This window comes from Lysinibacillus pakistanensis, from assembly GCF_030123245.1.
Taxonomy (GTDB): domain Bacteria; phylum Bacillota; class Bacilli; order Bacillales_A; family Planococcaceae; genus Lysinibacillus; species Lysinibacillus pakistanensis.
Genome location: NZ_CP126101.1, coordinates 352,489 through 371,966 on the forward strand (window position 1 = coordinate 352,489; position 19,478 = coordinate 371,966).

Below are 19,478 nucleotides of genomic sequence, written 5' to 3' on the forward strand. Positions count from 1 at the left end.
TAACTAGCTTTACGTTTGATGTGTTGTGCCAAATTAAACAGTTACGTTTAAGTTTTGCTTAATCCAACGAAAAAAAGATTAAATGCTTCGTAACTAACATTATACAAGAGAATATCTCTTTTTTAGCATTACTGGTAGAAATTAGATAATAAACACACGTGGTTATCTTATAATTGAAGAAAGGAAGAAGTTATCTTGTCTAAAATTTTAAATGGAATACGTCCTAGTTTTTCCTAAAATCATAAATCCTTTTGACGCTTTTCCCAAGCTTGAATTTCTTATTCTACTTAGAATCTTTAATATGTATAGTTAGATGAGGTTTGTTTAGATTAATATTTTCAAAGCTAATATTCCAACTATCTTTTTGTTTTTCATACTGTATTTTTGTTAAAATTGGGGAGAAATAATGTTCTTCAGTAAGTTTGTCAAGCTCAATAATAGCTTTTTGAATAACTTCTTTTTTTGTTAAATTTGTTCTTTGTCTTTCTTGCTCTTCTATAACAAACTTTGTGGCAGTAGCCTGTTCTGGATACGATAAAAAGGAAGCACCACTCCAAACATGCAAATAATCTCCGATTTCAACATCTTCACTTTCCTCTGATGAAAACCAAATGGCATCAAAGATTTCATTGTTGTGTCCATCCTTAGATTTTGGGGATTCACTCACTACTAAAAACTTTCCTTCTTGTAGAGCTGTTACATAGCCAGAAATGGAGGAAGAGGAGTAATCCTCAATTGTTGCTTTTGGATTGGAGCATCCGCTTATGACAAGTAGTATTATCAATACAAAGTATTTTTTCATACAGACACCTCTTTTGTTTTTGGTAAAATTGTATTGAATTGGAATTTAGATAAAAGGTCATTTTCTAATACTTTCATTGGATATAATAATATTTTAAAGATTGTCTAGTTCAATAAATAATCAATTTCTATAAAGCATAACGCTTCATGAACTATGAATCGCTTACCAGACAGACGCAAGTAAAGCGATACCTTCTTGAATCTGTTCAAGTGTTAACCCACCATAGCCTATAATGACCATTGCCTCGTGAGAACCTTGTTGATAAGAGGTTGAGCATGGATAGACAGCAATTCCTACTTGCATGGCTAGCTGTATGGCATTTTGCTCGGAAAGCCTTGATGGTAATCTCACAACAATATGAAGCCCTGACTTTTCACCAATCACCTTAAACTCTTCTGAAAAATGAGCATGAATAGCTGCAAGTAAGACCTGTTGCTTTTTACGATAAATCGTACGCATTTTAGCTAAATGCTTATCGTATAAACCCTGTGCCATAAACTCGGCTAAAACAAGCTGATCGATTTTTGACACAACCGATTTTTGATCTTGATGAAAAAGCTGATAATCTTCTACTAATGAATGAGGTAAAATCATATAGCTTATACGCAGAGATGGGATTAGCGTTTTAGAAAACGTGCCAAAATAAATTACACGCTGAAGCTGATCCATTTTCGCTAATGAGGGAATGGGAAGCCCCTTAAAGCGAAATTCCGAATCATAATCATCCTCAATAATAAAGGCCTCTTTAGATGTAGCCCATTGCAAAATAGCAGCGCGGCGCTCAATAGGCATGACCATTCCAAGTGGGAACTGATGTGCAGGCGTAGTGTATAACAAGTGTAGAGTTTCATTCGGGATTGTAATACCTGATTGATCAACAGGAATAGCGTGGGTGAGCAATCCACATTGCTGGACTGTTGAACATACCCGTTTAAAGCCAGGGTTCTCTATGCCCACATGTGATTTTGAGCCAAAGAAATGGCATAATGCTTGAAGCTGATTTTGCGTACCACTATAAACAAACACCTGTGATGCCTCACATTGCACACCTCTTGAACGTGCCACATAGCGTGCAATCTCTTCACGCAATGTCCATTCACCTTGCCACGGACTAATCGTTAAATTTTCTATATTCAAGTGTTTTTTCAACAACTTATGCCAGCTTGCAATAGGGAAAGCAGTTTTATCCACATGCCCGTTGTGAAAGTCATATTTGATCGTATGAGAGATAGCTGTTGATGCTGAGGGGAAGTGATCTTGTAAATGCTGATTCCATTCAAATTCAAAGGGAGCTATAAAATAGCCTAAGCGTTCCTTACTATAGATATAGCCTTCAGCTAGTAATTGTTCATAGGCCTCCTGTACTGTATGGATACTAACATTCAATGTTTTAGCAAGAGCTCGTTTGGAAGGAAGCTTATCCTGGGCACAAAGTTTTTTGTTGATGATAGCTACTTTGATTTCTTCATAAATTTGAACATATTTTGCTGTATCTTTAGTAAATGAAATGGAAAGTTCCATTATGCACCTCGCCTGGTATGGTGTGTTTTTTTACTTTTGGTTCTATCTATCATATCAAAATTACCGTTTAATAGTTAAAAAAGGAGTGAAGTCACATGAATTTTATTGCATTAGAAAATGAAACAGTATTATTAAGACCACTGGATAAAGGGGATGTACAGGGTATTTTAGAGGCTGTCAATTTTCCAGAAATATGGCTGCACATGTCTACTACTATGGAAAATATAGAGGATGTCAATGGCTTTGTGGATAATGCCTTAGCAACGAAAGAGAAGAAAACAGAATTTCCATTCGTCATTATAGATAAGGTATCTGGACAAATTATCGGTTCAACTAGATTTATGGATATAGATGATAAACATAAACGGCTCGAAATAGGGACAACATGGCTGATACCAGCTTATTGGAGGACCGCTATCAATACAAATTGTAAATATTTATTATTACAATATTGTTTTGAAATCTTAAAATTGCAACGTGTACAAATTAAAACCGACCATGAAAATTACCGTTCTCAAAAGGCAATTGAACGTATTGGAGCAATAAAAGAGGGTGTTTTACGTAATCATATGATTCGTAAAGACGGTACGATTCGCCATACAGTTATGTACAGTATCACAAATGAGGATTGGCCAGAGATTAAAACGCATTTACAGAAATTATTGGTTTATTCTCCTGTTAATTAGGAAGAATATAGTATTTAATTACGCTATATATCTATTTTTATCTGAAAAAGTGTTGAAAATAAAGTAGAAGGGTAGAATACCTAAAACTTGAAAGAGGGTAATCTACTTGAAACCAAAATTGACACTAAGGCAAGTTTACGGTAATCATGCTGTGTATACACCAAGAACGCCATACAGTGATAATCCCTGGATGATGGATGATCCACATAAACTAGACGCCTTAACATCTAGGGAAGTGGCAATAGCAGATATACCTGTGTTAGTACATCGTGCTACGCAAACAGCAAAAGCACAAGAGCTTCATCAATTGGCAGGGATACCCTGGGTGGAACAGCCTTATAGTTATGAAACACAAGAAGAGTATATTGCACAAGTTCAAGCTTGGTGTGAGGAGGGGAAAACCATTGTCTGCCAATATATTCATGATATAGAACATATGAGTCGGGATTGTTATTGGATGGACGCAGAGAAGTTTAATGAGCTAAATACAAAAGCATATATTGACCATTTAATTGATAGTAAATTTGTTCCTAGTCGTTTAAATGTGGAAACATATAGACTGTCAGATGCTATTAAAAATTGGCAGCCACCCGTCGTATTGAAGCCTGGTGATGATTCCCCCACTTCTGGAGGGTATGGGGTCATTATTTGCCAAAACAAAAATGAGCTAACAGATGGGTTACGACAGTTTCGTATGACTGGTACGGAGAGCGTTATTATTGAGGAGCTATTACAGACAAAGGATAACTATAGCTGTCAGTTTGTATATTCGGAAGAGCTAGGTATTCAATTTTTAGGAGCCTCTCAGCAAATAACGGATGATAATGGTATCTATGAAGGAAATATCATCATTGATAAAGTACCGAAAAAGGTTATCGAGGTGGGGCGACATATTATGGAAAGAGGAGTAGCGGAAGGCTTTGTAGGAGTAGCAGGCTTTGATTTAATTGTTACCGAGGCTGGAGACGTTCAGGCAATAGATTTGAATTTCAGACAGAATGGCTCAACCTCTATGCTAATGTTTCATGATGCACTGGGTAAGCCCATAAATAAATTCGCCTCCTATGTAGCTCAAAGTCCTCAGCAAAATGAATCCTTTTATCAAACAATCAAAAAATTCATAACACAGGGAGTCCTATTTCCATTATCCTTTTATGATGGTGACTATTTTCCTGAGTCTGTTGAATCGAGATTTGTGGGAATTTGGTATGCTGATACTTTAGAGAAAATTGAAACATATGAACGTGAATTGTTATATTAGAAAAAGAATGGTCATTAGTCGACCATTCTTTTTTTATAGATAAATGCTGTGATTATCCAAGCAAAAATTGACCATACAATGATTGTAACAATCGGGATGATCACATCTGTTGCTGAATAGCTTCCCTCTAAAGCCTCTGCTAATAGGACCAACTGGGAGCTTGGTAACCACTCCATAAATTTCAAAGCTGGGTAAACTGTTGATAATGGTGAAGCATAAGAGCCTAATGGGAAAATTAGAATAACGGGTAGGATGATTATAGATCCTTCCATAATAGACTTCGCAAATAATCCACACAATGTTCCAAGTGCAATATAGAACACAGATGAAAGCATTAAAGCAATGGCTATGATGAATATGTTGGCAGGATTATAGCCCACAAGAAAAATAGTGATTCCCACTACAATCATTGTCATAATAAAGACAAACAAGCTTTTACCAATTAAAATATCTCCAAGTGAAGCAGGGGAAAGCATTAAATTACGAAGCGTATTTTTTTCTTTCTCCTCAGCAATTAAACAGCATTGTACATAGGCAGTTACCATAGAAAAACCTATATTAATTGGTAGAAAATACTCGCTGATAGAAGAGATTCCAGTTTTATTGTAAAAAAACGCTAAAACAAATGGTACAAATATCATAAGAGATACTGCATAGTTCCGTGAAAACTCCTTATAATCCTTCATAAAAATAGCCTGAATACGTGTCATTGAAATGTTCATACTAAATCACTCCCTGTTATTTGCATAAAAATATCACCCAGTGTAGGTTCGTTTGTATAAATACGAGAAACTTCGTTAGATTGCATCCATTCATACAATTTTGATGCATCTTCTGAGCCATTTTGAATAACGGCAACCTCACCATTTTTTAATTCGACTGTGATGGATTCATCGCCAAATTTCTTTTTCAATTCTTTTGGTGAGCCCATTGCCCGAATTTTTCCTTTGTGTAAGAAGGCTACACGATCACAAAGTATTTCTGCTTCACTCATATCATGAGTTGTTAAAAAGATGGTAGTTCCCATTTCATTTAATTTACGTAAACCATTATAAATATGCTGTGTATTAACAGGGTCGAGTGCGGAAGTTGGTTCATCTAAAAATAATAAATCGGGTTTATGCATGATTGCTCGTGCAAGTGTTACTCGTTGAATCATGCCCTTAGAAAGCTGACTAACCTTCTTTTTACGCTCAGTATATAAGTTAACAAAATCCAAAGCCTCTTTTACGGCTGTTTTAGATAATTGGTATAAATCACTATATAGAAGTAAGTTTTCCTCGATTGATAATCTAGTATACAAACCGCTATTATCTGTTAAAATGCCAAATCGTTTACGATTTTGGCTTTTTTTCATTTCATTTGCTGGACGACCAAATAATAATACATCCCCATCTGTTTTGTCTGTTTGTGCAGTTAGTATTTTAATAGTGGTTGTTTTTCCAGAGCCACTCGGTCCTAAGAATCCGAATATTTCCCCTTTTTGAATTTTAAAGGAAACATCCTGTAAAGCTGTTTCCTTTTGAAAGATCTTTTTTAAATGTTGAACTTCAATCACTGTGTTCATGTGTTAACCTCCTGTGTGTTGTTGATATCTAAACTATAAACAACAATCAAAAACACAACAGTAAATTAAAGGTGAAAGGCAGAAAAATGATCTTTAGTGGAGAGATACTTCATCTGACAGGAGTCGTTTATTTCCTGGGAAATCTTCTAAATTCCGAGTATTTCCTTTAAATCTGCTAGTTTATTTTTCGACAAAGGTACTACTGTTTTTTCAGTGCTGTGAAGGGAAAGACTGTAGCTATTACGCGTCCATGTAATGATTTCACGCACCTTTTGTAAATTGACAATATATGAACGATGACTTCTGAAGAAGCCGAATGGTGTCAATTTTTGCTCAAGCTCATTTAAGGATAATGTACATGGATAGGCTTCACCTGCAACATATACAGAAACAGACCCTTCAACACTTTCTATGTAATCAATTTCTGGAGGATTAAATAAAATGATCTTATCATTCTTTTTTGTTGGAATTTTATCAAGTCGAATTGGTGTATTTTCAATTGAAGGAACAATCGTTTCAGATTCATCATCTTTTACATCTAATGCATGTAATCCATTTGTATCTAATCTATATATTTCTGTACTCGAAGTAATTAAATTTTCCATGTTATTTGATAGCAAAATAATTTTTTTCTGCTGTTTTTGAAGAACTTCCAATAATTGCTGAACATTTTGCTTAGAAAATTCATCAAGATTTTGAAATGGCTCTTCTAACACTTGTATTCGTGCTGGATGGAGATATGTATGAATAAGCTTTAAACGCTGCTTTTCTCCATTTGAAAGCTTGTCAATTCTTTTGTTTTTTTGCTCCACTAAAGCAAACAACCCTAATAAATCCTCTGTTTTTTCAGAAGGAGCATTAAAAAGCTTTATGCAAAATCGGATGTATTCTTGAACTGTAAGTCGCTCATACAAAGCACATTCACGAAAATGTGTAAAAGCTTCATTGTGTTTCATAAACCAATTCATTAAAGTATGTATTTTAGAAACATCTGTATAAATACCTATAATACTATCTGATTGTAGGGAGAGCTGGAAACTTGGATAGATGACATTGCCTCCTTCAATATAAGGGTCAATCATTATTTCCTCATTTTGCTTCATTTTGTTGTCCCCCTTGATATTGTTGGTTTTCTAAAAATTGGATGATATCGAAATGCGCTTGCAAATAGCTTTCATGACAATAGTTCGGATTATGACAGTCCATAAAACCGTGTAGACCAATAAATTGCTTCGTTTCAACTGTTGAATATTGATCAAGGGCTTCCTTTATTTCGTGTATATTAAAGCCGATCTCAGTACTAGGAAAAATAACGAGTGTTGGACAAGCAGGAATGACATCAAGATATTGACGAATACGTGATCCATACACACAAACGACTCTATGTATTGGGAGAGAGGATAGCCTCCAAGCTAATGTTGCTCCGACGCTATATCCTACTAACATAACCTCATCATATTGCTTCTTTGCTTCTAGCAATTTGTGAGTAAGTAGTTTAAGTGGGGCATCAAACCCAACATTATTGATGAAATGCAAATATGCCTCTTGTTCTTGTTCATAGGTAAATATTTTATTTTCTGGATATAAGGAAATACATTCAACCTTAGTGTTAGTATTTTCATATGCTGTAGCTTGCATTTTTATAAAATTATTAATGCCATATATTTCATGTAGAATAAATACTTTTCTCTTCATTTTGACCTCATTTTGACTTTTTATAATAGTGTACCAAAAAGAAATTATAGTGTATATTTTAGAAAATTTTAGGCTTGTATTTATTATTGTAGAAAAACTATTTAGGGGTAAAAATTCTATATACAAGTTCTTAAAAAATAAAAATTTTTTGACTTTTTTTATTTTGGGTGGTAAAACTAGCTTTATCTTTTACAAGGAGGATGAGTGGAGTGAAATATCAAGCAATAAATGTGAATGGTAGTGAGTTACACTTTGCTGATTACCCAGGAGAGAAAGGTACAATTATCGCAGTACATGGCCTCACAGGTAATCACATGCAAATGCATTATTATGCAGAACTGCTAAAAGGTGAATATCGTTTTATATCCGTTGATTTAAAGGGACGTGGCAAAAGTGCTCCTGCCGGGATAAATACAGGAATAGAGTTACATACACAGGATATTTTGGCTTTAATAGACGCATTGAAAATTAAGCAACCCATTCTAATGGGCTATTCAATGGGAGCATTTATCATGGCGAATGTTGCTAGTAAACGTACCGATGTCAAAGGGGTAGTTTTACTTGATGGGGCAGCAACCTGTACGGATCACCAGCGTAAAATTGTTGAACCTTCACTTGGTCGTATTAGTAAGCATTATGAAAATGCCAATGCCTATATTCAAGAAATTAAAGAAATCTATGGTCGACTTGGTGTTGAGTGGACTGATCATTTAGAAAATGTAGGTCGTTATGAGATTGCAGAAAAAGATGGTCATTGGGAAAATAAATCTGATGAAGAGAAAATACGTCAAGATTTTCAAAGTTTTTATGCCTATAAACCAGAGGAAGTTTTCAAAAATATAATGTGCCCAGTTCTTTTAATACATTCTACAGGTGAAATTGGCACTATGCCGGCATTATTTTTAGCAGAATCCTATACTGAAACATTGAAAAATGCAAAAAATATTTGGAAATACACATCTAGCAGCAATCATTACACATTAGTCTTTGAAGAAAGAAAAGATGTTAATCCAGTTATTCAATGTTTTTTAGAGAATTTATAAAAAACTATTGCAGATTTTTAAATTTTGTGCAAATAATTAAATAACTAAAATAAATGCCTATCGAGCAGCTATAGAAAAATGACCTTTTTTTATTTTCCCTGCTTGACTGTTGGCTACACTTTTTCTAAATGTCCGGGTAAGTCCGTGCTTTAGGTAAGTGTGGCCTTTTTTTATTCAACCTTAAAAGGAGAGTTACTAGATGACAACAGGCTTAGCGTATTTTAAAAAAGTTTATGGTGCTGTACCAGGATGGGTACAAAAAATGCACGATTATAATCCAGCAATGCTTGATCATTATACTGCGCTTCGAGGTGCAGCGATGGCACCAGGAGCTCTTTCAGTGAAAGAGAAGGATATTCTGCTAGTTGGTATAAATGCCGCAAGATATTATGCACGGAGCATGGTATATCACACAAAGGGGGCTGTAGATGGTGGAGCTACATTAGAAGAGCTAATTGAGTATTTACTTGTAGCCTTTAACTATGGTGGAGAAAGAGCATTACAACTTGGCTTGCAATCCTTTGAATATGCCTTAGAGCTAACAAATACGGATGCAGACAAAATTTCCCATGAAGCATCAGCTATTGATATTGTACGTTACTACAGTACATTCGCTTCAACAGAGAAAAGTGAAGCATATTTTGAAAAATTACTGTCTTTCTTGACAGCAAATGATGAAAACGCTTTAAAGCAAGAGCTTCTTAACAGTAATGTGGTATCAACTCAAATGAAATTCATCCTAATGACAGGGATTTATACAGCTACACTACAAAATAAAGAAACAGATGATTGGGCTAAAAAATCGAGGGATGTAGGTGTAGTGGAAGCTGAATTAGCAGAGCTAGGCTATATTTGCCTACTGACAGCGGGCATACCTTCTTGGTTTGAGCTAAGTGATGCCCTTATTCAAAAATAACGGAGTGAGTACAATGAAAATTTATGATTCTGTAGAGCAAGCATTAACATGCGTAAAGAGTGGGCAAACGATTATGGTTGGTGGATTTGGTCTAGTTGGAGGTCCCCTAACGTTAATTGATGCTCTTGTGGAACTGGATGTAAACAATTTAACTATTATCAGCAATAATCTAGGAGAAAAAGGAAAGGGTCTAGGTAAATTATTAGAGCAAAAGAAGGTTAAAAAGGCTATTGGCTCTTATTTTACTGGGAATCGTGATGTCGGTGAGGCATTCCAACGAGGTGAAATTGAAATTGATTTACTACCTCAAGGCACTTTAGCTGAATCAATCCGAGCTGGTGGTGCAGGGATTGGTGGTTACTATACCAAAACTTCCGTAGGGACTGACTTAGCAAAGGGCAAAGAAACAAAAATCATTGATGGTGAGGAATATGTGTTGGAAAAAGCACTGAAGGCTGATGTAGCTATTATTCGTGCTCATAAGGCAGATAAGTTAGGAAACTTAGTATACTACAAAACTGCACGAAACTTTAATCCTTTAATGGCGACGGCAGCTAGCACTGTAATTGTTGAAGTGGATGAGTTAGTAGAGCCTGGTGAATTAAATAGCGATGAAATTATCACTCCACATTTATTTGTAGATCGCATTATTTTAGCGAAAAAGATTTTAACGAGGGAGGGTGTAGTAGAAAATGATTAACCCAATTCAAGAGCAAATAGCAAAAAGAGCAGCAGAAGAAGTGCAGGATGGACAAATTATAAATCTAGGAATTGGTATTCCTACATTGGTAGCTAAGTACGTTGACAATAACAATGTCTTCTTCCATACGGAAAATGGAATGCTTGGCGTAGTAGGGGTCGATGAGGAGGATGTTGATCCCAATGTTGTGAATGCAGGAAAAATGCCAGTTGGAGAGGCAATTGGCTCTTCCTTTTTCAATAGTGCAGAATCATTTGGCATGATCCGTGGAGGTCATGTTGATGTCGCGATATTAGGAGTGCTTCAGGTAGATGAACAGGCACGTATCGCTAACTGGGCAGTCCCGGGCAAAAATATTATCGGTGTTGGTGGTGCAATGGATTTATTAATCGGAGCTAAAAAGGTCATTGTCACGATGTCTCATACTTCAAAGGATGGGAAAAGTAAAATCTTAAAGAATTGCACATTCCCAATCACATCAACAAGAAGCGTAGATACGATTATTACTGAGCTAGCTGTCTTTAAGTCTGTTAAAGGGCAATTACATTTAGTCGAATTAATGCCAGGAGTTACATTAGAACAAGTGCAAAAAAGTACAGAAGCAAGTTTTGTGAATGCTTTGAAATAGGGGGAGGAAACATGAGAGAAGTTGTTATTGTAGATGGCGTTCGTACAGCTATTGGTAAATTAGGTGGTTCATTAGTCAATGAAACAGCAGATCATCTTGCTGAAAAAGTGATTCGTGGTCTACTAGAACGAACAAAATTAGATTCAGCCATTATTGATGAGGTAATTTTGGGACAAGCCAAGCAAAGTGCCGATCAATCGAATGTGGCACGTGTGGCTTCATTAAGAGCAGATTTACCAATCTCTGTACCAGGGTATACAGTACATCGTCAATGTGGATCTGGGTTACAGTCCATTAATAATGCAGCCCAACAGATTGCTCTTGGCTACAGCGACATCATTATTGCTGGAGGGACAGAATCAATGAGTACGGCGCCATATTATTTGCGTAATGCTCGCTATGGATATGGTGTAGGAAATGCTTCGATTCTAGATCCGAATACAGAAAGTCAGCCAGGGTCTCAGCCCTTTGAAGTATATGGTATTACTACAATGGGCGAAACAGCAGAAAATTTAGCCGAGAAATATGCTATTACTCGTAATGAACAGGATGCATTTGCTCATCGAAGTCAGGAGCGAACAGCTAATGCTCAGCAAGAAGGGTATTTTATAGAACAAATTGTTTCATATGAAGTGAAAAAGAGAAAAACAGTTGAGATTTTTAACAAAGATGAGCATCCATTTTTATCAAGTGAAGAGAAGTTGAGTACACTAAAACCTGTTTTCCGTAAAGGTGGATCTGTTACTGCTGGAAATAGTAGTGGACGGAATGATGGTGCGTCTGCATTGTTACTAATGTCCAAAGAAAAAGCATTAGAGCTAGGATATCGACCAAAAGTAAAAATTCTTGCTCAAGCATCTGCTGGCGTAGACCCTACAATCATGGGAATTGGTCCAGTACCATCAACAATCAAAGCTTTAAAGCAAGCGAACCTAACGATACAGGATATAGATGTCATTGAATTAAATGAAGCCTTTGCTGCCCAATCAATCGCAGTAATCAGAGAGCTTGGATTAGATATCAATCGTGTTAACCCCAATGGAGGGGCTATTGCAATGGGACACCCAATTGGTGCAACAGGTGCTATTCTAATGACAAAGCTCATTCATGAGCTAGAACGAACTGGTAAGCGATATGGGCTAGTCACTTTATGTATAGCTGGAGGTCTAGGTATAACAACTATCGTTGAAAATTGCCAGCTATAAATAAACACCGAGTATTTTGACTCGGTGCTAGATATTTAGTAATCCTTTTGAATTTTTTCTAGGTATCGCTTTTGCGCAGATTTTAGTGCCACTACAACAGAGCCGCTTGATGGAGCATAATAGTGGTCATCTACACGAGCAATTAACTCGTCAATATTGGCTGTAAGATCAAAGCCAATCAGCATACGTTTAAAGAAATCTTGGGCAAGTCCAGTGATAAATGTAAATTCTGCATTAATAATTTGATGAGTTTCTTTATCAATTTCTAACACAATGCCAGCATGCTTGTACATTTCATACATGGATGTGCCTTGGGGAGCTTTTGCATAAGCAGTCACTAAAATACTAGTAAGTTTTTGCAAGGAAATGACCTCCAAAATGGGTAGATTGTGATTATAGTTTATCATTTTTTATCGTTGAAGAGCCACTTCCCAAAAATTACTTGGTCATACACAACAAGGGGGAGAATAGTATGGAAAAGTTAACGAATTTTTTCACAAATATTATGAAGAAATATTTGCCAGATCCTTTTGTATTTGCAATTGGGTTAACATTAGTAACATTTGTTTTAGCATTAGTTGTTGAGGATATTAGCTTTGTAGATTTAACGACAGCCTGGGGTGGCGGATTTTGGGATTTACTAGCATTCACAACACAAATGGCCGTTATTCTTGCTATGGGTTATGTACTAGCTACAGCTCCTATCACTGATAAATTTTTAAATAAAATTGCCAGTATGGTTCATACACCTAAGACTGCAATTATAGTGGCAACACTTGTAGGCGGTATTGGTAGTTATTTAAACTGGGGTTTTGGTTTAGTAATTGGTGGGATTATTGCGAAAAAATTAGCATTACAAGTTAAGGGAGTTCATTATCCATTAATTATTGCTGCAGCATACTCTGGCTTTACTTTTTATGGATTAGGTTTATCAGCCTCTATCCCAATCCTCATTTCAACACCTGGGCATTTTTTAGAGGAGTCAATGGGCCTAGTTACACTTTCTGAGACAATTTTCAGTGTACCAATGATTTTAACAACAATCGTCCTTTTAATTACATTACCTTTATTTAATGCGATGCTACATCCTAAAGATCCAAGTAATGTGATTGAAATTGATCCTGCATTATATGCGGATCAGCCTAAGGCAAAGTTAAATCTATTAGAAGAGAATACACTGGCTAATAAATTAAATAATAGCCGTATTTTAGCATATGCAATAGGTATTCTTGGACTAATTTACATTGTTATTTATTTTACAAATGGCAGTTCGCTAAATTTAAATATATTAAACTTCATTATTTTATTCGTGGGAATTATTTTACTAGGTACACCTGCAAAATATGCTGAGCATTTAGCAGATGGTATTAAAACAATTTCAGGGATTGTACTACAATTCCCGTTTTACGCAGGTATCATGGCTATTATGGCTGCATCTGGTTTAGTAGATACGATTGCCAAAGTATTCGTTGATTTATCAAATGAACAAACATTACCGTTTTGGGGCTTAATTAGTTCCTTCTTTATAAATTTCTTTGCACCATCTGCGGGTGGTCACTGGGCGGTTCAAGGACCATTTATGATTGATGCAGCAAAAGAATTAGGGACATCTTTAGCGGAAACATCTATGTCTGTTATGTTAGGGAATGCTTGGAACGATCTAGTACAGCCATTCTGGATATTACCAGCATTAGCACTTTCACGTTTAAAGCTAAAAGATATTATGGGCTTCCTTGTTATGATTATGTTCTTTGTTGGGATTATCTATATTATTGCTACTTTAGCTTGGTCATACTTATTTTAGTAGACAGAGAGCCTTTATCTTCATTTAGCAAATGTTTTCTGAAGCGAAAGCAAAGCGGCAGCTACAATTACGCCAACGCGAAATTGATTTGAAGGCTCTCCAAACAAGGGGGAGTATGAATGTCTATCATGTATCAAGCCCTCTTAGTAGAAGGGGCTTTAACAAAAAAGAATAAAGCATTACTAATGGTTGGGTTATTCGCGGCTAGACGTGAAGAAAAGGAAATGATGTATTGTGTAGAGTTAGCAGTTGAAGCAGGCAATAGCGTTGTTGAAATTGCGGAGCTTATTGCATCAGCAATTATTTCAAGGGGTATTCCAACTTGGTTGTCTGGTATAGAGGCAATTGCATATGCAATTAGTCTTTCAGGTGAAAGCACAATCCCTCTAGTAAGTAAAGATGATGTAGCTACATTTTCTTCACAGAAGGAATGTATTAACTACTATCAAACAGAGTTCGAGGTTGTGCCGAACTGGATTCAATATTTAATTGAATATGCGCCAGATATATTGTTGAAGTATAGCAATCTTCGTACGACTTCTCTACGTGATGGGGCAGTATCACGTTTGCTAAAGGAATTATTATTATATGCCATTAATGTTTGTGATGCATATGACAAGGGGATTTCAATCCATAAATCAAATGCCTTAGCACTTGGAGCAAATGTTGCTATGTTTGACGAGATCAAAGCACTATGTATTTATGCAGTTGGTTTAAAAGCCATTTGGAATGATACCGATAGAAAAGCTTAAAAAGGGGATTTAACCATGAAACGAGTTCTAATCATTGGTGGTGGCTTTATGGGCTCTGCAGTAGCAAAATATTTAGAACAAAATAATGTAAGCGTATTCCTATATGAGCCAGATGTAGAAAGACTGCAACAGTTAAAGGAACAGCCTGAATTACAAAACATTACTTTTCTGCATCAACTTGAAAAAATAGATGGCTTAAATTATGTCATAGAAGCCATTATTGAAAATTTACAGGTCAAACAAAGTTTATTTGAACAATTAGATTTATTCTTTTCAAAAGATATAACGTTTTGTACCAATACATCGAGCTTTCTTATTAGTGATGTGGCTGAAAAAATGGTGCATAAAGAGCGCTTGATAGGAACACATTTTTTTTCGCCAGCTCATATCACACCTTTAGTAGAGGTCATTCCAAGCCCTTATACAGCAAAGGAAATAGCAAACGATATAATGCTGTTTTTACAAGATACTAAGAAAAAACCTGTACTACTAAAACGAGAAATTGAAGGTTTTGTAGCAAACCGCTTACAAAGTGCACTTGCACGTGAGGCAATGTCATTAGTTGAGAGGGGAATCGTTTCTGCGCAGGAGTTAGATTTTATCGCTAAAATGAGCTTAGGTGTTCGCCTAGCAGACACAGGACCACTCGAACAACGAGACATTAACGGATTAGATACACATTATGCTATTGCCAATTACGTTTACCCAACATTGGAGAATGGGACTAAACCTTTGACAATCCATCAAGATAAAATCAATACGAAGCAATTAGGTATGAAAACAGAGCAAGGCTTTTATAATTGGTCATCCATTGATAAACAACAGTACTTAGCAACAAAGGAAAAGACATTGAGGGATATAATTAAGCTAATTCAATAGCAGTAGCTGTTAAAAGTTGAATAGGAGTTGTCCTAAAAGTATGGAATATCAAGCATTAGTAAAATGTACATCAAAGAAAAAAGATGTTCAATTTAAAACATATAAAGTCCCTGAATTAAAGCACAATGAGTGTTTATTAAAGGTAAATGCAGTTGGAGTATGCGGTAGTGACCTTCATATGTATGATGGCCATGGTGGATATGACTGGGTCAATTATCCATTAGTATTAGGACATGAAGTCACAGGGGTGGTTATGAAACTAGGTGATGATGTTCATCCTTCTTTCTTAAATAAAAGAGTAGTTGTTAATCCTTATAAAAGCTGTGGTATTTGTGATTTTTGTAGGAACGGTGACACGAATTGTTGTGATTTTAATGACTATAAATTTGTAAAAACACCCTCCGAGGCATTGCGCTACGGATTCCGTGAAGATGGCGGTATGGCAGAATATATGGTAGTAGATAGCCGTAACATTATTGTTATAGATGATGCAGTATCCGATCAGGTGGCGGCAATCTCAGAAGCATTAGCAGTAAGTTATACCGCAGTGCTAAAGATTCCAGAGTTTGAGAAGAAATCCATACTGGTAGTTGGACCAGGACCGATAGGATTAGGTGTAGCAGCTATATTAGTGGGGTCAGGAAATAAAGAAGTTCATATGCTAGGCGTATTAAAGGATCAAAGTCGCCTACAATTAGCGAAAAATATAGGCGTACAAGCAACATTCACCTCTTCAAATGAATTAGTTGATGATATGTTTTTTGGTTACGATGCGATTATTGATTGTTCAGGTCACCCAACTATCCCTACTGAGGCAATCCGTTTACTCAAGCGAGGTGGGCAACTTGTACTTGTAGGTATTAATTCAGTTGAGTTTTCTGTGCCCATGGATCAAATTGTACGTGGTGAGATTATGATTAAAGGAAGCTATGGCATTACACAGGAGAATTACGAAGCTATATTGCAGATGGCAGCAAATCCGAACTTCCCTTTCCGACAATTGATCGCTTGTACAGTACCATTTAAAGACAGCATACAGGGCTTTGAAAGTGCGTTAAATAAAGTAAGTGGCAAGGTCGTTATTGAGTTTAAGGAGGAGATATAGATGAAGATTGTTGATTTAACTTTAGAAATTTATGATGGCTTAGTTTCATACACATCTCACCCACCAATTGCTATTCAAGAGGAATCTACCTTTGAAAACTCTGGTCACCGTTATATTGAACCATGTGAGGGCTTTGAATCACGCTTTTTACGTATGTCAGACCATAGTGGAACACATATTGATGCACCAATCCACTTTATTAGAAACGGTGAATCGACTGCTGAAATGGACTTAACTAAGACATTCGGTGAAGCAGTCCTATTAGATGTATCTCCTATTAAAAATCCATATGAGCCAGTAACAGCAGAGTTGTTGAAACATGCAGAAGAGACACAGGGGGTTTCTGTGAATCCTGGTGATATTGTTATTGTGCGTACTCGAACTGAAAAATGGGGAGAGGGAGACTTTTTTGCAGAGCATGCATTCGCAACCTGTGCTGGTGATTGGTTGTTGGAGAAGCAGGTAAAATGTATTGGTCTAGATTTAGCCAATATTGATGTACATGACAATATGAAACGTGAGGTACATTTAAAGCTGTTAAGTGCACCTATATATATAGTAGAAAACCTAGTAAATCTTGAACAACTACCTTTGCATGAACATTTTACTTTTATGGCATTACCACTGAAATTAAAAAATGCAACAGCCTCACCAGTTAGAGCTGTTGCCTTTCTTAAATAATTAGCATTGCGATGTTTAATGATTTACAAAAAAAGATAAATAAAACAAAGTAGTATGCTGATTATTAGCATACTATTTTCATAGTGTTGAAAAACTAAATGGTCAAGGATACCTTTGTGAATATTTAGTCAAAATGAAGATGATTTCCGTTCCAGGCTACTCGCTTTGTTGCTGACGCTTCGCTTTCGCACAGAGCAAAGCTTCCTGTGGGCGAGCGACGAGCCGCTTCCTGCGCTGGAGGAACGAAGGCTAAGTGCGTCACTTCCTGTGACAACGCCTTCGTGACTAACATCGTGTTGGCCTCAGTTTCTCGTCTGTCTCGCTATCCCACGGGAGTCGAGTAGCCTTGCACTCCAATCAGCAATAGTGTAGAACTTTAAATATTTTCTTCCCTCAAAAGTAAAATAAAAACATGTTACTCACCATCATTAAATGGATAGAATAGTGGTACAATTCTATAGCTGTCAACCTACATTCTATGCATAAAACTACTTTTTCACATTACATAAAAAGCCACTTATTACTGTCGCTCTGCATTCACATAGAAAAATGTTATCAAAGCTCCATTTTTGCACAATATAGTGATGGCTAAGACTTCAAATTTATCACTATTAATTTGTGTGAAATGCCAGAAGAAAATACTATGAGCAGTGGTTGATTGGAGTGTAGACTGAATGATTCCTCAGGGATTCAGCGTCACAGATGAGACCCTGGAGCGCGAGTGAAGCGGCTCATCGGACGCCCCCAGGAAAGCACTCAGTCGGAACGGAGATCAACCCCTCGTTTTGAAAAAGGACTATACTTTTAATTTGTCACCTTGATTTCATTGACATAATAGTATTTCAACAACATGAAAGTAGTATGCTGATTATTAGCATACTATTTTTTTATTTAATTATGGATGTTTTATGACTGATGAACAAAAATATAAAAAGATTAGCAAAAATACATGTACTCTAACATAAAGATTTGTTATCATTTTATTTGATAATGATTATCATTATCGTATAATGTGTAATATAGAGGATATATAGCATCTTTAGAGAATTTGGCAAGGGGATGCTTGTGTTCCCTTTAAGAAATTGAAAAAAGAAAGTAAGGATAAATTTATTTTATTTAAAGAAATATGTTGTGACACAGAGGAAAGGGTGTATGTAATTGTTAGAACAAGAATTATTTGATGTAACTATAATTGGCGGTGGTCCAGCAGGTTTATATTCAGCATTTTACAGTGGCTTACGTGAGATGAAAACTAAGCTTATCGAATCACAGCCTCAGCTTGGTGGAAAAATTCATGTCTATCCGGAAAAAATGATTTGGGACGTTGGTGGTGTAACACCAATTACAGGAGGACAGTTAATTGAACAATTAATCGAACAGGGAATGACCTTCAATCCTTCTGTGTACACAAATGAGAAAGTAACTACTATTTCAAAAAATGAAGAAGGAATTTTCATTATTACTGCTGAATCTGGAAATATTCATTATTCAAAGACAGTAATAGTTGCTATCGGTGGTGGGATTTTAAATCCTCAACGAATAGAGATTGAGGGTGCAGAGCGATTTGAGGTATCCAATTTAAATTATACGATTAAATCCTATGAAAAATTTAAGGATAAGGCTGTTATTATTTCAGGTGGTGGCAATACGGCAGTAGATTGGGCACTGGAATTAATGGAAGTTGCCTCTAAAGTATATTTAACGTATCGTAAGGACACTCTTTCTGCTCATGAGGCTCAAATTACTGAGCTATTAAATAGTACAATTGAATGTCATTTTAATTCTGAAATTACAAAGCTTATTGCAGACGATGAAGAAGGTGTGATTAAAGCTGTTTCCCTAACAAATTATGAAACAGGGCAAGTAAATGAAATTCCAATTGATGAAGTTGTTATTAGTCATGGCTATGTTAGAGATAAGGAGCTATTAGATAATAGTCCATTAGACATTGAGCGAAAAAATGATTATTTTATTGCTGGAACGATTCATAGTGAATCCTCTATTCCTGGTCTTTATGGGGCTGGAGATATTTTACAGCATAACGGGAAAATTCATTTAATTGCAGCAACTTTTCATGACGCCCTTCATGCGGTAAATAGTGCGAAAAAATTCATTCAACCAGATGCATCAGAGGGTGGTATTGTTTCCTCGCATAATGATATTTTCAAACAACGCAATCGTTTGCTCTTAAAGGAAAGCTTAAAACGATAACTGTTTTAAATTAGTCATGTTT

The 19,478-nt window shown here is 36.1% G+C and carries 20 protein-coding genes; 13 read left to right on the plus strand and 7 right to left on the minus strand.

Going from position 1 to position 19,478, the window contains the following annotated elements; genetic code table 11:
- Positions 1–283: 283 nt before the first annotated feature.
- Together QNH24_RS01675 and pdxR are read right to left on the minus strand one after the other, a co-directional pair.
- Entirely contained in the window at positions 284–802 is a 519-nt protein-coding gene (locus QNH24_RS01675; protein ID WP_283870454.1) for a DUF3221 domain-containing protein, read from the minus strand.
- A gap of 162 nt (positions 803–964) precedes the next feature.
- Positions 965–2,323, minus strand: coding sequence for a MocR-like pyridoxine biosynthesis transcription factor PdxR (pdxR, locus tag QNH24_RS01680; RefSeq protein ID WP_283870455.1), 1,359 nt, complete (start codon positions 2,321–2,323; stop codon positions 965–967).
- Positions 2,324–2,418: 95 nt separating this feature from the next.
- Here pdxR and QNH24_RS01685 point away from each other — a divergent pair, with 95 nt between their 5' ends.
- Together QNH24_RS01685 and ldmS are read left to right on the plus strand one after the other, a co-directional pair.
- Complete coding sequence (locus tag QNH24_RS01685; protein WP_283870456.1) at positions 2,419–3,009, plus strand: GNAT family N-acetyltransferase; 591 nt, start codon at positions 2,419–2,421, stop codon at positions 3,007–3,009.
- Between the two features lie 106 nt (positions 3,010–3,115).
- Positions 3,116–4,270, plus strand: coding sequence for an L-aspartate--L-methionine ligase LdmS (gene ldmS / locus QNH24_RS01690; protein ID WP_283870457.1), 1,155 nt, complete (start codon positions 3,116–3,118; stop codon positions 4,268–4,270).
- A gap of 14 nt (positions 4,271–4,284) precedes the next feature.
- Here ldmS and QNH24_RS01695 read toward each other — a convergent pair whose 3' ends face one another.
- The 4 genes from QNH24_RS01695 to QNH24_RS01710 form a co-directional block, all read right to left on the minus strand.
- A complete protein-coding gene (locus QNH24_RS01695) occupies positions 4,285–4,992 on the minus strand; it encodes an ABC transporter permease (protein ID WP_283870458.1) in 708 nt (235 codons plus the stop codon).
- Positions 4,989–5,837, minus strand: coding sequence for an ABC transporter ATP-binding protein (locus tag QNH24_RS01700; RefSeq protein ID WP_283870459.1), 849 nt, complete (start codon positions 5,835–5,837; stop codon positions 4,989–4,991). Before QNH24_RS01700 ends, QNH24_RS01695 begins: the two co-directional genes overlap by 4 nt.
- A 146-nt stretch (positions 5,838–5,983) precedes the next feature.
- Positions 5,984–6,940 carry a LytTR family transcriptional regulator DNA-binding domain-containing protein gene (locus QNH24_RS01705; RefSeq protein ID WP_283870460.1) on the minus strand — a complete coding sequence of 319 codons (957 nt, stop codon included), beginning with the start codon at positions 6,938–6,940 and terminating at the stop codon, positions 5,984–5,986.
- Entirely contained in the window at positions 6,927–7,532 is a 606-nt protein-coding gene (locus QNH24_RS01710; RefSeq protein ID WP_283870461.1) for a dienelactone hydrolase family protein, read from the minus strand. Before QNH24_RS01710 ends, QNH24_RS01705 begins: the two co-directional genes overlap by 14 nt.
- Positions 7,533–7,732: 200 nt before the next feature.
- Here QNH24_RS01710 and QNH24_RS01715 point away from each other — a divergent pair, with 200 nt between their 5' ends.
- The 5 genes from QNH24_RS01715 to QNH24_RS01735 all read left to right on the plus strand — a co-directional run bounded on the left by QNH24_RS01715 (position 7,733) and on the right by QNH24_RS01735 (position 12,024).
- On the plus strand, positions 7,733–8,575 hold the full coding sequence (locus QNH24_RS01715; RefSeq protein ID WP_430674728.1) for an alpha/beta fold hydrolase: 843 nt from the start codon (positions 7,733–7,735) through the stop codon (positions 8,573–8,575).
- A 199-nt stretch (positions 8,576–8,774) separates the two neighbouring features.
- Positions 8,775–9,491 (plus strand): carboxymuconolactone decarboxylase family protein, encoded by a 717-nt coding sequence (locus tag QNH24_RS01720; protein ID WP_283870463.1) that lies wholly within the window; start codon positions 8,775–8,777, stop codon positions 9,489–9,491.
- Between the two features lie 13 nt (positions 9,492–9,504).
- Entirely contained in the window at positions 9,505–10,191 is a 687-nt protein-coding gene (locus tag QNH24_RS01725) for a CoA transferase subunit A (RefSeq protein ID WP_054771586.1), read from the plus strand.
- Positions 10,184–10,819, plus strand: a complete 636-nt coding sequence (locus QNH24_RS01730) for a 3-oxoacid CoA-transferase subunit B (RefSeq protein ID WP_283870464.1) — start codon at positions 10,184–10,186, stop codon at positions 10,817–10,819. The genes QNH24_RS01725 and QNH24_RS01730 overlap by 8 nt, the downstream gene beginning before the upstream one ends.
- 11 nt (positions 10,820–10,830) lie before the next feature.
- Positions 10,831–12,024: a thiolase family protein gene (locus QNH24_RS01735; RefSeq protein ID WP_283870465.1), complete on the plus strand. Its 1,194-nt coding sequence runs from the start codon at positions 10,831–10,833 to the stop codon at positions 12,022–12,024.
- A 35-nt stretch (positions 12,025–12,059) separates the two neighbouring features.
- Here QNH24_RS01735 and QNH24_RS01740 read toward each other — a convergent pair whose 3' ends face one another.
- Positions 12,060–12,386: a DUF3870 domain-containing protein gene (locus tag QNH24_RS01740; RefSeq protein ID WP_283870466.1), complete on the minus strand. Its 327-nt coding sequence runs from the start codon at positions 12,384–12,386 to the stop codon at positions 12,060–12,062.
- 110 nt (positions 12,387–12,496) lie between these two features.
- Between QNH24_RS01740 and QNH24_RS01745 the strand changes: the two genes are divergently transcribed.
- The 6 genes from QNH24_RS01745 to QNH24_RS01770 all read left to right on the plus strand — a co-directional run bounded on the left by QNH24_RS01745 (position 12,497) and on the right by QNH24_RS01770 (position 19,456).
- Positions 12,497–13,828 carry a short-chain fatty acid transporter gene (locus tag QNH24_RS01745; protein WP_283870467.1) on the plus strand — a complete coding sequence of 444 codons (1,332 nt, stop codon included), beginning with the start codon at positions 12,497–12,499 and terminating at the stop codon, positions 13,826–13,828.
- Between the two features lie 119 nt (positions 13,829–13,947).
- Positions 13,948–14,580: a carboxymuconolactone decarboxylase family protein gene (locus tag QNH24_RS01750; protein ID WP_283870468.1), complete on the plus strand. Its 633-nt coding sequence runs from the start codon at positions 13,948–13,950 to the stop codon at positions 14,578–14,580.
- A 15-nt stretch (positions 14,581–14,595) separates the two neighbouring features.
- Complete coding sequence (locus tag QNH24_RS01755) at positions 14,596–15,459, plus strand: 3-hydroxyacyl-CoA dehydrogenase NAD-binding domain-containing protein (protein WP_283870469.1); 864 nt, start codon at positions 14,596–14,598, stop codon at positions 15,457–15,459.
- Positions 15,460–15,499: 40 nt separating this feature from the next.
- On the plus strand, positions 15,500–16,564 hold the full coding sequence (locus QNH24_RS01760) for a zinc-dependent alcohol dehydrogenase (RefSeq protein ID WP_283870470.1): 1,065 nt from the start codon (positions 15,500–15,502) through the stop codon (positions 16,562–16,564).
- Entirely contained in the window at positions 16,565–17,245 is a 681-nt protein-coding gene (locus QNH24_RS01765; RefSeq protein WP_283870471.1) for a cyclase family protein, read from the plus strand. It begins immediately after the preceding gene.
- A gap of 1,158 nt (positions 17,246–18,403) precedes the next feature.
- Complete coding sequence (locus tag QNH24_RS01770; RefSeq protein WP_283870472.1) at positions 18,404–19,456, plus strand: NAD(P)/FAD-dependent oxidoreductase; 1,053 nt, start codon at positions 18,404–18,406, stop codon at positions 19,454–19,456.
- Positions 19,457–19,478 lie beyond the last annotated feature (22 nt).